10 protein-coding genes are annotated in these 13,920 nt (G+C 62.7%); 4 read left to right on the top strand and 6 right to left on the bottom strand.

Features of this window, described 5'->3' with window-relative positions:
- The first annotated feature begins 1 nt into the window (after position 1).
- The 3 genes from pgl (at position 2) to A3220_RS09345 (ending at position 3,065) form a co-directional block, all read left to right on the top strand.
- Positions 2 to 667 carry a 6-phosphogluconolactonase gene (gene pgl, locus A3220_RS09355; RefSeq protein WP_062374539.1) on the top strand — a complete coding sequence of 222 codons (666 nt, stop codon included), beginning with the start codon at positions 2 to 4 and terminating at the stop codon, positions 665 to 667.
- 42 nt (positions 668 to 709) lie between these two features.
- Entirely contained in the window at positions 710 to 1,372 is a 663-nt protein-coding gene (locus A3220_RS09350; RefSeq protein WP_062374538.1) for a bifunctional 4-hydroxy-2-oxoglutarate aldolase/2-dehydro-3-deoxy-phosphogluconate aldolase, read from the top strand.
- Between the two features lie 211 nt (positions 1,373 to 1,583).
- Complete coding sequence (locus A3220_RS09345) at positions 1,584 to 3,065, top strand: glycoside hydrolase family 32 protein (protein WP_062374536.1); 1,482 nt, start codon at positions 1,584 to 1,586, stop codon at positions 3,063 to 3,065.
- Between the two features lie 21 nt (positions 3,066 to 3,086).
- Here the strand turns inward: A3220_RS09345 and A3220_RS09340 are convergent, their stop codons facing one another.
- The 6 genes from A3220_RS09340 to A3220_RS09315 form a co-directional block, all read right to left on the bottom strand.
- Positions 3,087 to 4,052: a carbohydrate kinase gene (locus tag A3220_RS09340; protein WP_062374535.1), complete on the bottom strand. Its 966-nt coding sequence runs from the start codon at positions 4,050 to 4,052 to the stop codon at positions 3,087 to 3,089.
- A gap of 44 nt (positions 4,053 to 4,096) precedes the next feature.
- Entirely contained in the window at positions 4,097 to 4,966 is an 870-nt protein-coding gene (locus A3220_RS09335; RefSeq protein WP_062374534.1) for an aldo/keto reductase, read from the bottom strand.
- Between the two features lie 16 nt (positions 4,967 to 4,982).
- Complete coding sequence (gene glk / locus A3220_RS09330; RefSeq protein ID WP_062374533.1) at positions 4,983 to 5,948, bottom strand: glucokinase; 966 nt, start codon at positions 5,946 to 5,948, stop codon at positions 4,983 to 4,985.
- Positions 5,948 to 7,837 (bottom strand): phosphogluconate dehydratase, encoded by a 1,890-nt coding sequence (edd, locus tag A3220_RS09325; RefSeq protein ID WP_062374531.1) that lies wholly within the window; start codon positions 7,835 to 7,837, stop codon positions 5,948 to 5,950. Before edd ends, glk begins: the two co-directional genes overlap by 1 nt.
- 202 nt (positions 7,838 to 8,039) lie before the next feature.
- Positions 8,040 to 11,159 carry an efflux RND transporter permease subunit gene (locus A3220_RS09320; protein WP_062374530.1) on the bottom strand — a complete coding sequence of 1,040 codons (3,120 nt, stop codon included), beginning with the start codon at positions 11,157 to 11,159 and terminating at the stop codon, positions 8,040 to 8,042.
- Positions 11,160 to 11,167: 8 nt separating this feature from the next.
- Entirely contained in the window at positions 11,168 to 12,130 is a 963-nt protein-coding gene (locus A3220_RS09315) for an efflux RND transporter periplasmic adaptor subunit (RefSeq protein WP_252860443.1), read from the bottom strand.
- 269 nt (positions 12,131 to 12,399) lie between these two features.
- On the opposite strand from A3220_RS09315, the gene A3220_RS09310 reads away from it, so the two are divergent.
- A complete protein-coding gene (locus A3220_RS09310) occupies positions 12,400 to 13,899 on the top strand; it encodes an efflux transporter outer membrane subunit (protein WP_062374528.1) in 1,500 nt (499 codons plus the stop codon).
- The last annotated feature ends 21 nt before the right edge of the window (positions 13,900 to 13,920 follow it).

Genomic DNA, 13,920 nt, shown 5'->3' with positions numbered 1-13,920 from the left:
AATGAGCACTACACGACAAGCGCTGGCCGAGCAGCTGGCTGAAGCCGTTTATCAAGCCCTGGCGGCAGACCTTGCGCACCAGGAGCGTGCCCTGCTGGTGGTATCGGGCGGTTCGACGCCGGTGCCGTTTTTCAAAGCGCTGGCGCAAAAGCCGCTGGCCTGGGCGCGGGTGGACATCACCCTGGCCGATGAACGCTGGGTAGATGAGCAAAGCAGCGACAGCAACGCCAAGCTGGTGCGCGAGAACCTGCTGCAGGGCCCGGCGGCGGCGGCTAACTTCGTGCCGCTCACCTCGGACGCTGGCACCCCGGAAGAGGGCGTGGCAGCGGTGGCAGAAGCGACGGCAGGACTTGCCTGGCCCGCGAGCGTCGTCATTTTAGGCATGGGCGGCGATGGCCACACGGCCTCGCTGTTCCCCGATAGCCAAGAGCTGGGCCTGGCGCTTTCTACCGATGAGCCGCTGGTTGCCGTGCGCACCCCCAGCCAGCCGCAGCCGCGTATTACCTTCTCGGCGGACCGCCTGCATCAGGCGAAGCGCCACATTCTACATATCACCGGCGACGATAAGCGTGCCGTATTGGCCAACGCCATGGGTGGCGACGACGTTCGTACATTGCCCATCCGCGCTTTCTTATCTTGCCCGCTGGCGATCTATTGGGCGCCCTAATAAACCGCCTTCGCCAATAACAAATTGCTTGGAGACTCACTGATGACCATCGATAAACAGCTTCCCTCAACGCGCACCGCCGAGCTAGACAGCATCTGCCTAAAAGCCGAAGTGATCCCGGTGATCACCATCGAGCGCCTGGAAGACGCCGTGCCGCTGGGCCGAGCTCTGGTCGAAGGCGGCCTGAGCGTTCTGGAAATTACCCTGCGTACCGACTGCGCCCTGGAAGCCATCAAGCGCATGAAAGAGGCGCTACCGGGTGCCAGCATTGGGGTCGGCACCGTGCTGACGCCCGCGCAATATCGCCAAGCCGAGCAAGTCGGCGCTGATTTCGTCGTTACGCCAGGTGCCACCGACGCGCTTTACCGCTACGGCGTCGAGAGCCCCGTGCCCATGCTGCCGGGCGTTTCTACCATTTCCGAGCTGATGACCGGCTGGCAGTACGGCTACCGCCGCTTCAAATTCTTCCCCGCGGAGTCCAGCGGCGGTGCCAAGGCAATCAAGGCGTTCGGTGCGCCGATCCCGGAAGCGCGTTTCTGCCCCACGGGCGGCATCACCGTGGACAATGCCGAATCCTACCTCTCGCTGCCCAACGTGATGTGCGTCGGCGGCTCCTGGCTGACCCCGAAAGCCATGGTCGACGCCGAAGATTGGGACGGCATCCGCGAACTGGCCCGCCAAGCAGCGGAGCGTTTCCACCACTAAACGGTTCCACCACTTATGTAAAACACAGTACCGAGCACTCTCGTCACTTGCCTCACTGATGTCGGGTCGTGTGAGCAGGACGTTTGCCCGAGCATGTCGCCATGCTCGGGCTTTTTTACGTCTACACCTAAAGGGGATACTTCCGTTAGTTAATAGGCGTGATACGCTAACTTAAACGATTAAGTTGACCGATTAAGTTAAGGTTTTAAGCATGACGTTAGCGGATTTTGAGCCTCAGCATCCTGCGCTGCATTTTACTCCCCCGATGGGGTGGATGAACGACCCCAACGGGCTGGTGTTTTTCGAGGGCGAGTACCATCTGTTTTATCAGTTTCACCCGTTCAGCACCGTTTGGGGGCCAATGCACTGGGGACATGCGGTCAGTCGTGATCTGTGCCACTGGCAGCATTTACCCATTGCGCTGGCACCCAATGAAGAGGGTGCCTGCTTTTCGGGTAGCGCCGTGGTGGATGAGCACGATGTCACGGGGCTGTTTGACGGCCAGCCGGGGCTGCTGGCGTTTTACACCTGCCACCGGGTGCTCTCAGATGACCCAGAAGATTACCAGCAGTCCCAGTGCTTGGCGTATAGCCGCGACAGGGGCCGTACCTGGCAGCGCTACGAGGGGAGTCCGGTTCTGCCACCGCCTGGATTTAAAGATTTCCGCGACCCTAAAGTGGTTTGGCATGGCCCTAGCCAGCGCTGGGTAATGGCGCTGGCCTGTGGGCAGGAGATTCACTTCTATACCTCCCATAACCTGCTGGAGTGGCAGTTTGCCAGCGCCTTTGGCGAAGGCGAGGGCGCGCATACTCAGCACCCCTGGGAGTGTCCGGATCTGTTTGAGCTGCCGGTTGACGGCGCTGGGCCGGATGAGCCCGCCACGCGCTGGGTGCTGGTGGTGGGGATTGGCGCCACGCCGGATAACCCGTTTGGCTCGTTTACCCAGTACTTTATCGGCGAGTTTGACGGCCAGCGTTTCACCAATGACAACGCTTCTGACGCCGTGCTGATGATGGACGAAGGGCGGGATTTTTACGCGGTGCAGAGTTGGTCGAATACCCCAGGGCGGCAGCTTGCGCTGGCGTGGTTGAACAACTGGCAGTACGCCAATCATGCCCCCGAAACGGGCTGGCGGGGCACCATGAGCCTGCCGCGAGAGCTGACGCTGCGTGCGACTTCTCGTGGGGTGCGGTTACGACAGCGCTTTGCTCGCGAAGCAGCTCAAGCGCTCAGCGCCCCTCGCCGCCTATCGCCTCGCTCGCTTCAAACGGCAGGGGAGCACTGCATTGCTTTGCCAGAGGGCGCGGCGGTTTACGGCCAGCTGACGCTGGTGCTTAAAGCAGGCACAAGGCTGGCGCTGTCGCTGCAGCAGGGCTATCAGCAGCGGCTATGGCTGACCGCAGGCGAATCAACAGCGTCGCTACACTATGAGCGTCAAGGGAGTAACGGTCAGGCCGCCTTTGGTGAGCACTTTGCCTGTGACCACTCGGCGGGCAGCGTCGATGGGTTAACGGTGATGGTTCGGTGGTGGTGCGATCACGGTACGCTGGAAATGTTGATTGAAGGAGCCACCGAGCAGCGCAGCATCACCCAGGTGAGCTTTGTCGATCATCGCCGTCAACCGGTTACGTTGGAAGTCGTCAGCGGGCGGGTGGATGTGGCGGAAGGGGTTACCCAAAGCGTCGTCGAGTAGCGGCCTCGACGACGCTGAGCGCTAGCCTGCCGAGCTGCGCAGGGCTTCGATGTCGGCGTGGGTGGGCAGCGCGGCATACGCGCCGGGGCGGGTGACCGCGTGGGCACCGCAGCGGCAGGCAATGTCCACCGCGCGGGTGAGAAACGCGCTGTCCTGGTGCCAGCTCTCGCTGATGCCGTAGCTTGAAAGCTCCGCGAGCAGGCCGCCAATAAAGGCATCGCCACCGGCGGTGGTGTCCACCGCCGTGACGCTGGGTGGCGTCACGGTTTGGTCAATGCCGATGCCTTTGAGTACCACATTATTGGGGCCGTCGGTAATTACAATCACCTTCACCCCTGCGGCCATGCGCTCGGCGAGCCACGCTTCCTTTGGGTGGTCGCCACGCAGGTAGTCCAGCTCTTCGAGAGAGACTTTGACCAGCTCGGCGCTATCGACCAGCTCGGTGACCAGCCAAGGATCTGCCGCACCCTCTGCCCACAGGTTGTGGCGCAGGTTGGCGTCCACGCTCACAAGACAGTCCGCACGCTTGGCCATAGCGGCAATAGCGAGAGTGGTCTCGGCAATGTCGGTGTCGGTCAGGCTGTTGCTGCACAGGTGCACAATGGCGGGCTGCTCGAACACACCGTGGGGCAGATGCTCCAGGCGGTAAAGCAGGTCGGCGGCCGGTGGGCGGTAGAAATCGAAGGTGCGCTCGCCACTGCTGTCGCGGGAGACAAACGCCAGCGCCGTGCGCGCTTCTTTGGTAAGCACGACGCCCTGGGTATCCACGCCGTGGCTTTTCAGCTCACGAATTAGAAAGTGCCCAAACGTATCATCACCCACCATGCCCAAAAACTGGCTGGGCACGTTGAGCCGTGCGCAGGCCACCGCCACGTTGGCGGGCGCGCCGCCAGCATAGGGGGTAAAGGTTTCCTGCCCTGTGTTATCGCCCAAGCGGCTAGAGAGCATATCAATCAAGGCTTCACCGAAAGCAATCACCGGTGTCATAGGTCTTTCCTTGTCATTATTGGCATCAATGTTGAGTGAGCGTACTAAGCGACGCAGTGGCCGCGGGCGGCCTCCAGCAGTTCATACCAAGTTTCTCTAGGCAGCGTTTCCGGGCCGTTCAGCATATCGGCAATACGCTCCGGTTTCACGCTGCCCACCACCGGTGCTGGGCGGCCGGGCAGGGTGCGCAGCCATGCCAGCGCCAGCGCGCCGGGGGTGCTGCTAAGCTCGCCTGCTAAACGGTTCAATACGCGGCTCACTTCACCCTGCATCAGTTGGCCGCCCGCCAGCGGAGACCACGCCATGGGCGCATGGCCATCGGCACCGAGGTCGTCAAAGCTGCCGTCAAACAACGGCGCGCTATGGGCAATCGAAAGCTCGATTTGGTTGGCGCGTAGCGGGTGATGCATATGGCGTTGCAGTCGGCGCCACTGACTGGGCAGATGGTTGGAAATCCCCGCCGCGCCGATTTTGCCTGCCTCTATGGCGTCATCCAGCGCACGGCCTGTTGCGGCGGCGTCCATCAGCAGGTCCGGGCGGTGAATCAGAAAGTGATCCAGACGCTCGACACCCAAGCGGCCCAGCGCATCGTCAATGGCGCGGCTTAGGTACTCCGGGCTGGCATTGTAGTGCTTGATCTTGCCGGAACCCGGTGCCGGATTGTCGTTGGCGATGCTGGCTTTGGTCACCACATTCAGCCGCTTAGCCAGTGACGGGCGGGCGCGCAGCGCTTGGCCAAACAGTGTTTCGCATGCTCCGTTGCCGTAAATGTCGGCATGGTCGAACCAGTGCAAACCCTGTTCTAAGCGAGCTTCTATCCAATCGGCCAAGTGGCTCGCTTGGTGCATCTCTTGCGCTTCATGCAGGCGCATCATGCCGAGTACAAACGGCACGTTGAACGTTACAGCAGCCATGGCGTGTTCCAATCTGTTAAAAGACTTCTTCGTTATGTAGCGCTTCGGCGGCACCCAGCAGGCCGGTCCACGGGTGAGTCACAATCCACACAGGAATATCGGCGTTGTAAGCGCCCATGCGCCCTTTATTGACGAAGCTTGCGCGCAGCTCGCACTTGGGCAGCCAGTCCAACAGGCGGGGCAGAATACCGCCGCAGAGATACACGCCGCCGCGCGCACCCATGGTCAGGGTGGCATCGCCGCACACGTCGCCGAGAATTTTCAAAAAGCGCAGCAGGGTAGCCGTGGCCAGGGCATCGCCCTGGTTGGCCGCTTGTGTCACCTCGGCGGGGGTCTCGCAGCGCGGCGTTTGGCCTTCCAGGGTGCAGTGGGCTTGGTATAGCTCTAGCAGCCCCTGGCCGCACAGAATGCGCTCGACGCTCACCCGCTGGTGGCGCTGTAAGAACACGTCCAGCAGCGCGCGTTCGGTGGTGTCGGTAGGCGCAAAGGTGACGTGGCCGCCCTCGGTCGGCAGCGGAATCCAGGCGCGTTGGCCGGGGAACACCCCGGCAACGCCCAGGCCCGTACCGGGGCCGATGACCAAGCGGGTAGAGTGCGACTGGGCTTCCCCAGTCTGCACTTCCACCAGGTTATCTTCCCCTACGTGGGGTACGCCCAACGCCTGGGCGGTGAAGTCATTGATGACTTTGAACAGCGACAGATTCAGCGCCTGCTGAACGTCGCTTTTCATAAAGTCCCAATGGTTGTTGGTCATCTTTACCCGCTCGGCGTGCACCGGGCAGGCGAACGCCAAGCAGGCTTCTTGCGGGGCGTTATCGCCCGTTGCGCCTACCCGAGCGAGATAGTCCTGAATCGCTTCGATCACGCCGGGGTAATCGGCGCAGGGTAGGTTAAGAATGTCGTGGGGCGTGACTTCGCCCGGCGTGACCAACGCTAGGCGAGCATTCGTGCCGCCAATGTCCCCGATTAATGCCGGTCGCATCAGGCGTCCTCTTGAAAAATCTGACCTTCTTGACGAGCGAGATCGTCGGCTTCGAAGCCGCCCAACGAGCCTGCGCCTTCTTCGCCGCGCATTGCCAAGTGGCGGAAGCCCGAGAACAGCTCGCGGCCTAGGCCCACATGGTAGTGGTCTAGATTGGCAACGGCGAGTTCACGCTCGGCCCAGGTGGCGGCGTCTACTTTGGCTTCCAACGTGCCGGCGTTGGCATCCAGGCGTACCACGTCACCATCGCGCAGCTTGGCCAGCGGGCCGCCGTCGAGCGCTTCCGGGCTCATATGGATGGAGGCGGGCACTTTGCCCGATGCGCCAGACATGCGGCCATCGGTGACGAGGGCAACTTTGAAGCCACGGTCCTGGAGTACGCCCAGGAAGGGGGTGAGTTTGTGCAGTTCGGGCATGCCGTTGGCTTTGGGGCCTTGGAAGCGAACCACCACAATGACGTCGCGGTCCAGGTCGCCCGACTCAAACGCCGCTTTCATTTCGTTCTGATCCTCGAAGATCTTCACCGGCGCTTCTACTACACGGTGCTCTTCGGCTACCGCCGAGACTTTGATGACGCCACGTCCCAGGTTGCCTTTCATCACGGTCAGGCCGCCGGTGGGGGCGAAGGGTGTAGCGACCGGGCGCAGCACTTCTTCGTCCAGGCTGTTTTCCGGGCCTTCGCGCCAGACCACTTTGCCATCTTCCAGGAAGGGCTCTTGGGTGTAAGCGGTCAGGTCGGTGCCAAACACGGTGGGAATATCGCCGTGGAGCAGGCCCGCGCCTAGCAGTTCGCGGAACAGGTAGCTCATGCCGCCCGCGGCCTGGAAGTGGTTGATGTCTGCTTGGCCGTTCGGGTACACCTTCATCAGGCTGGGGGTGACCGCTGACAGATCGGTGAAGTCATCCCAGTTGAGGGTAATGCCCGCCGCTGCCGCCATAGCAATCAGGTGCATGGTATGGTTGGTCGAACCACCGGAGGCCAGCAGGCCGACCACGGCGTTGACGATGGCGCGCTCGTCGATCTGCTTATAGAACGGACGGTACTCGCCGCCGGGTTCGGTGTTGCGAATGGCCTGCTCGGTGGCGTAGCGGGTGAGCGCTTCGCGCATCTCGGTGCCCGGGTTGACGAACGAGGTACCCGGCAGGTGCAGGCCCATCACTTCCATCATCAGCTGATTGGAGTTGGCGGTGCCGTAGAAGGTGCAGGTGCCGGGGCTGTGGTAAGAGTCGGATTCCGCCTGCAGCAGCTCCTCGCGGCCCACCTTCCCTTCGGCGTAGAGCTGGCGAATGCGCGCTTTCTCTTTGTTCGGCAAGCCGCTTGGCATCGGGCCTGCGGGTACGAACATGGCGGGCAAGTGACCAAAACGCGCCGCGCCGATGAATAGTCCGGGAACGATTTTATCGCATACGCCGAGGTAAAGAGCGGCATCAAACATGTTGTGCGACAGGCCCACGGCGGTGGCCATGGCAATCACATCGCGGGAGAACAGCGAGAGTTCCATGCCCGGCTGGCCTTGGGTTACGCCATCGCACATGGCGGGTACGCCACCGGCAAACTGCGCGGTAGAACCCATGGCGCGGGCGGCCGCTTTGATGGTTTCCGGGAAGGTTTCGAACGGCTGGTGGGCCGAGAGCATGTCGTTGTACGAAGAAATAATCCCTAGGTTGGCGCTGTTCATCAGCTTCAGGGAGTCTTTCTCCTGGGCGCTACAGGCAGCAAAGCCGTGGGCCAGGTTGCCGCAGGAGAGCTCGGCACGATGCACGCCACGCTTGTGCTGGTCGGCCATGCGGCGCTCGTAGAGAGCGCGGCGCTCGGCAGAGCGTTCACGAATGCGTTGGGTAACCTTAGCAACCGTAGGATTGAGTGTGGCGGGTGTTGAACCAGGCATAGAGACCTCTGCATGTGTAGAGACGGTGAATCCAGATTTGTAGTTATTTTACATCTTATGGCGTCGATATAAGAGACTTTACGGCAATAAAAACGCTATTTATAGATTAAGTTGTAGTTTTATTACCCGAAAGGATGAGTCGGATGATCCCAGCGTCCAGCCCATGATAGCCAAAAAGCGCTCATGGGCCGAACGCGCCTGCTCAGGAGTCGACCTCGTCGCTGCTGATATGGAACAGCATGGCATACAGGGTGGGTACGGCAATCAGCGTCAGCAGCGAGGCAAACGCCAGGCCGCCCATGATGGTCACCGCCATGCTGTTGAAGAAGGCGTCGGCCAAAAGCGGCAGCATGCCGAGGATGGTGGTACCAGCGGCCAGGAAGACCGGCCGCAAGCGGCTGATGCTGGCGTCCACCAGAGCAGAAAAGCGCGCCTTGCCCTCCTTGATCTGCCCATCGATCTCGTCCACCAGCACGATGGCGTTTTTCATCAGCATGCCCGACAGGCTGAGCATGCCCAGCAGGGCGGTAAACGAGAAGGGCAGGCCGGTCACCAGCAGGCCAATCACCACGCCACATACCGACATGGGCACCACCAGCCAGATGATCAGCGGCTGCTTGAGCTTGCCAAACAGCAAAATCGAGGTCAGCAGCATCACCAGCAGGCTGATGGGCAACTGCTGGGCCAGCGCCTCCTGAGCATCGCCGGAATCCTCGTGTTCACCTCCCCAGCTCAGCTGGTAGCCCGGTGGCAGCGTCATGGCCTCGATCTCTTCGCGAATGCCGCCGAAGGCCTGGGCGGCGGTATAGCCCTCGGCGGGGTCGGCCCCGACGGTCAACGTGCGCACCCGGTTGCGGCGTTGAATCAGCGCTTCCTCGCTATCGGTATCGAAGGAGGAGACCACCTGGCTGATGGGCACGAAGCGCTGCTGCGCGGCGCTCCACACGTTGCGGTTTTCCAGCAGCGCCACATCGTCCCGTTCGGCCGCCGGGGGGCGGGCGACGATGGGCAGCAGGTGCTCGCCTTCACGGTAGGTGCCTGCCCGAATGCCCGACGAGGCAAACTGCAGGGTCTGGGTAATGTCTTCACGACTGACCCCGGCAATGCGGGCGCGCTCCTCGTTGATGCGCGGGCGCACTACCAGCTCCTGCTGGCGCCAGTCGGTGCGCTGGTCGATCAGGTAGGGGTTGTCGGCCATGATGCGCTGGGCCTGGTCGGCCAGCGAGCGCAGCACTTCCGGGGAGGGCCCCTGAAAGCGCGCTTCGATGCCCGCGCCATCGCCCGGGCCGAACTGCAGCCGCTGGGTGCGTACCTGCGCGCTGGGAAACGCTTCGTTCAGCTCTCGGTAGAAGCGCTGGTCCAGCGCGGGAATGGCGTCCAGGTCTTCGGTGCGCACGATGAACTGGGCATAGGCGGTGTTGGGCTGCTCCGGGGCGTAGGTGAGCATGAAGCGGGTAGCGCCCTGGCCGATGAAGCTGGCCACCGATACCACGTCCTCCTGCTCCAGGATATACGCCTCGATATCGGCGGCGTAATCGGCGGTCGAGCGAATGTCGGTGCCTTGGGGTAGCTCCATATTGACGAAGAACAGCGGCGTGTTGGAGTCCGGAAAGAACGACTGGGGAATCAGGCTGAAGGCCCACAGGCACACGGCGGTGATCAGCACCAGCGCGCTGACGGTGACGATGCGCATGCCCAGCGCCAGCAGCAGCACCCGGCGATAGGCGCGATAGAGCAGGCCGCCGTACAGCTCGCGCTTGCTGGGCTCGTCGTCGTTCTCGTTTTCGTCCTGGTGCTCGTCTGCTTGCTGCTCGTCAGCGGGCTGATCCTCGTCGTCGCCTTTCTGGCGCAGCAGGTAGTAGCCAAACAGCGGGGTGACGGTGATCGCCAGCAGCCAGCTCAGCATCAGGGACACCAGAATGACCATGAACAGCGAGTAGAGAAATTCGCCGGTGACATCGTCCGACAGGCCAATACCGGCAAAGGCCATGATGCCGATCACCGTGGCGCCCAGTAGCGGCAGCTGGGCACGCTTGGCGGCGCTGCCTGCAGCCTCCTTGGCGCGCTGGCCGCGCTTGATGTTGGTGACCATGCCTTCGGCGACCACGATGGCGTTATCCACCAGCATGCCCATGGCGATGATCAGCGCCCCCAGCGAGATACGCTCCATCTCGATGTTTAACAGCCCCATGAACAGCAGGGTGCCCAGCACGGTGAGCAGCAGGGTACTGCCGACCACCACGCCGATGCGCCAGCCCATGGCCAGGCACAGCACCCCGATCACGATGGCCACCGACATGGCCAGGTTGAGCAGGAAGTCGTTGATGGCATCGTTGACCACATGGTGCTGTTCGTAGAGAGGATGTAGCTCTACGCCCAGCGGCAGGCGGCTTTTCAGCTCTTCCATGCGGGCTTCGACGGCTTCGCCCACTCTGATGATGTTGTCGTTGGCGGCGCCCGCAATGCCGAGTGTGAAGGCATCCTCGCCGTTATAGCGAATCAGCTGGTTGGGCTGGTCGCTGGGCTCGCGGTAGACGGTGGCGATATCCATCAGCGACACCTGTTCGGTGGTGCCGGGGCGGCCGATGCGAATGGCTTCGATCAGCGCGGTGCTGTCGATGTCGCTACGCGCCACCAGCCGCACCTGGCGTTCCCCTACCCGCAGGCTGCCCGCGTTTTCCACGGCGTTTTCGGTCTGGATGGTGTTGATGACCTGATTGATGGGAATGCCCAGGGTGGTCAGGCGCTCGTTGGAGATGTCGATGTAGATGGTCTCTTCCCGCTCGCCTGCGGTGGTCACCCTGGCCACGCCGGGTACTGCCAGCAGCTCGCGCTGAAGAAACGTCGAAATGTCGCGGATCTCCCGCGTGGTGAGTCCATCGGCCGTGACCGCATAGAAAAGGCCGTACACTTCACCGAAATCGTCGTTGACTTGGGAGCCCAGCACCCCCTCGGGCAGGGCCCCCTGGGCATCGTTGATCTTGTGGCGCAGCTCATCCCAGATTTGTGGCAGTTCGTGGCTGCGGTAGCTGGCGTGGACTTCCACCTGGATTTCCGAGCGCCCGGGCAGCGACTTCGATTCTATGACGTCGATCTGCTCCATCTCCTGGATGGCGCGCTCCAGACGTTCGGTGACCTCTTCTTCCACTTCAACGGCGGTGGCGCCGGGGTAGGGCGTGTTGATGATGGCGTTGGGGATGGTGAAGGCGGGGTCTTCGAGTTTGCCCACCGTATTGAATCCCCAGATACCGCCCAACAGGCAGATCACCACGATCAGCCAGGTATTGAGAGGCCGTTCGATGGACAGCTTGGCGATGTTCATGGCGGCTCCTAGAGGGCGTTATCCAGCGGTTTGACGCGCATGCCGTCGCGCAGCAGGTGTACCCCGGCCGCCGCAATCGACTCGCCAGGCTGAACGCCTGCCACCAGCATCACGGCGTCGTCGCTCAGCTCACCCACGGTGACCTCCCGGGGCGATACCGTGCCCTCGTCGGGGTCGTAGACCCACACGCGAAAATCACCGCTCTCGGTGGTGTCCAGGGCGCTGGCTGGAATCATCATCACCCCGGACACCAGCCGCTCGGCGGGTTCGATGAACACGGTGGCCGTGGTGCCGGGCAGCGCCACCAGGTGCTCGCCTTGGGCGGGCGCGAACTCCACCTGATAGGTCTGGGCGACCTCGTCGGGCTCGGTGATGTGTTCGCGGTACTCCAGCGCAATGCGCTCGCCGGGCAGCGTGGCGATCTCGGCTTCGGCGTTGAAACCGTGTTCGCCATCGAGATGCTGCATCAGCGCTTCGGGCACGTTGATGCGAATGCGCAGCTCCGAGATGTCCTGAATACGGACGACTTCGGCATTGGGCGGCAGCGTGGTGTGGTTTTCCACCAGGCGGCGGGCAATCAGCGCATCAAAGGGCGCGTACAATGAGGTGTAGGCCAGCTCCTGGCGGGCGCTCTCCAGCTGGGTAGCGGCCAGCTCGGCATCAGTGCGGGCCGCTTCCAGCACCGAGGCGGAGACGGCGTTATGGCGATACAGATTTTCCTGCCGCTGCAGATGCTGGCGGGCCTGGGACAATTCCGCTTCCGCGGCGCGCACCTGCAAGGCGTAATCGGTTTGATCGAGCTGGGCGATCAGCTCGCCTTTGGCCAGCGTGGTGCCCTGTACGGCTGGAAAGGTGGTCAGGCGGCCGCCCACCTGAAAGGCCAGATTGACGGTGCTCACGGCATCGACGCGACCCACAAAACGACGGCCCGAAAAGGCCTGCTGCTGGCCAGTCTCAAACAGTTTGACCACCTGAGCCGGAGCTCGGGGGGCTCTTCGGCGTCTCTGCAACCTGCCAATAACGTCACGCATGCCAGCAACCCGGCCAGAGTGGGTAGCCACTTCCCCTTGCGGATGAACCTCATTCAATGCCTCCCTGCAAGTCAATGGGGATCACGGTGGTGTGATGTATCCCCTGTTTCGTCAGCCCCCTATAATAGGTACTCTTAGCCACTTCGAACAGGTGTTTGGTTAAACGCCGCCCTAAATCGGTATTCACCCGAACTGCAAGGATGATCAGCGTGCACAGGAATCACCCGTGGGGCCCCCGCCTCAAACCGTTCACCACTGCCTCGGCGCTGGCCTTGCTGCTGGCAGGCTGTGCGGTCGGCCCGGAGTATCAAACGCCCGACATTGAGCTGCCGGAGAGTTGGCCTGCCCATATCACTCTGGAGCAGCAGGCCCGTGACGACTGGCACCGTTGGTGGCAGCGCTTCGAAGACCCGGCGCTGAACCGGCTGGTCGAGCGCGCCAGCGAAGACAATCTCGAACTGGCGATTCAGTTGGCGCGCATTCGCGAGGCCCGGGCCCAGCTGGGGTTTGCCGATGCCGAGCGCTTTCCCACCGTGGGCTATCAGGCCGAAGCCAACCGTAAGCGCACTCCGGGGGCGGCGCTGCCCATCGATGTTCAGTCCGTGCAGGAGCTGCTGCCCATCGATGTTCAGTCCGTGCAGGAGCTGCTGACCTCCACCAACAACCAGTACTCCCTGGCCGCTAGCCTGGAGTATGAAATCGACCTGTGGGGGCGGCTGGCCAACCAGCGCGCTGCGGCCATGGCCGCCCTGCAGGAGAGCCTGTTTGCCAGAGACGCCGCCGAGCTGGGCGTGATCGGTGACGTGGTCACCACCTACGTCAGCCTGAAAAGTGCCGAAGCCCAGCAAGCGCTGATGGAGGAGACCCTGGCCGCGTACCAGGAGACCTATCGCCTTCAGGCGCTGCGCTTCGAGCATGGCGACATCAGCGAACTGGAACTGCGCCAGGCCGAAGCCGAGTGGCGCAACCTGCAGGCAGAGCTGCCGTCGCTCAAGCAGCAGGTGGAAACCCTGCGCGGGGCCCTGGGCACGCTGGTGGGCATGTCCCCTGATGAGCTGCTGACTACCCTGGACACCGGCACGTCGCGGCTGGATGACCTGGCCCAGCCGGTGGGCATACCTGCCGTGATGCCGTCGGCGATGCTCCAGCGCAGGCCCGACATTCGCTCGGCAGAAGCGGCGCTGATCGCGGCCACCGCCCAGATCGGCGTGGCCGAGGCCAACCGCCTGCCGTCGCTCAATCTCAGCTCCTTTTTGGGCACTGCGGCCGCCAGCACCAGTGATCTGTTCAGCGATGTGGCCCGCACCTGGGGCGTCGGGGCCTCGGTGATGGGGCCGCTGTTCGACTTCGGTCGTAGCCAGTCCGGGGTGGAAAGCGCCGAAGCGCTGGCCGAACAGGCCGAAGCGCAGTATCGCCTGACCGTGCTGACCGCTTTCAACGAAGTGCGCGATGCACTCTACAGCTACGACTTCAGCGAGCGACGGCTGGCCGCCATCGACGAACAGCTGGAGGCCGTTGCCCGTACCCGGGAGCTGGCCGTGCTGATGTACGACCAGGGGCAGGTGAGCCAGCTGGAGCGCCTGGACGCCGAACGCAACCTGCTCTCGGCCCGTTTGGCCCAGGCCGGTGCGCGCCGTGAACAGCTGGCGGCCACGGCCACGCTGTTCAAGGCGCTGGGGGGTGGCTGGCAGGAAACCCCCGTTTACTGATTGCCGGTACGGTAACCACAG

Source organism: Halomonas sp. KX33721 (assembly GCF_001596805.1).
GTDB classification, from domain to species: Bacteria; Pseudomonadota; Gammaproteobacteria; order Pseudomonadales; family Halomonadaceae; genus Vreelandella; species Vreelandella aquamarina.
This window is presented reverse-complemented; position numbering and strand designations above follow the sequence as displayed.

Excerpts from the sequence above, each read along its gene's own strand:
- pgl (WP_062374539.1), top strand. The coding sequence starts at position 2 with ATGAGCACTACACGACAAGCGCTGGCCGAGCAGCTGGCTGAAGCCGTT.
- A3220_RS09350 (WP_062374538.1), top strand. The coding sequence starts at position 710 with ATGACCATCGATAAACAGCTTCCCTCAACGCGCACCGCCGAGCTAGAC.
- A3220_RS09345 (WP_062374536.1), top strand. The coding sequence starts at position 1,584 with ATGACGTTAGCGGATTTTGAGCCTCAGCATCCTGCGCTGCATTTTACT.
- A3220_RS09340 (WP_062374535.1), bottom strand. The coding sequence starts at position 4,052 with ATGACACCGGTGATTGCTTTCGGTGAAGCCTTGATTGATATGCTCTCT.
- A3220_RS09335 (WP_062374534.1), bottom strand. The coding sequence starts at position 4,966 with ATGGCTGCTGTAACGTTCAACGTGCCGTTTGTACTCGGCATGATGCGC.
- glk (WP_062374533.1), bottom strand. The coding sequence starts at position 5,948 with ATGCGACCGGCATTAATCGGGGACATTGGCGGCACGAATGCTCGCCTA.
- edd (WP_062374531.1), bottom strand. The coding sequence starts at position 7,837 with ATGCCTGGTTCAACACCCGCCACACTCAATCCTACGGTTGCTAAGGTT.
- A3220_RS09320 (WP_062374530.1), bottom strand. The coding sequence starts at position 11,159 with ATGAACATCGCCAAGCTGTCCATCGAACGGCCTCTCAATACCTGGCTG.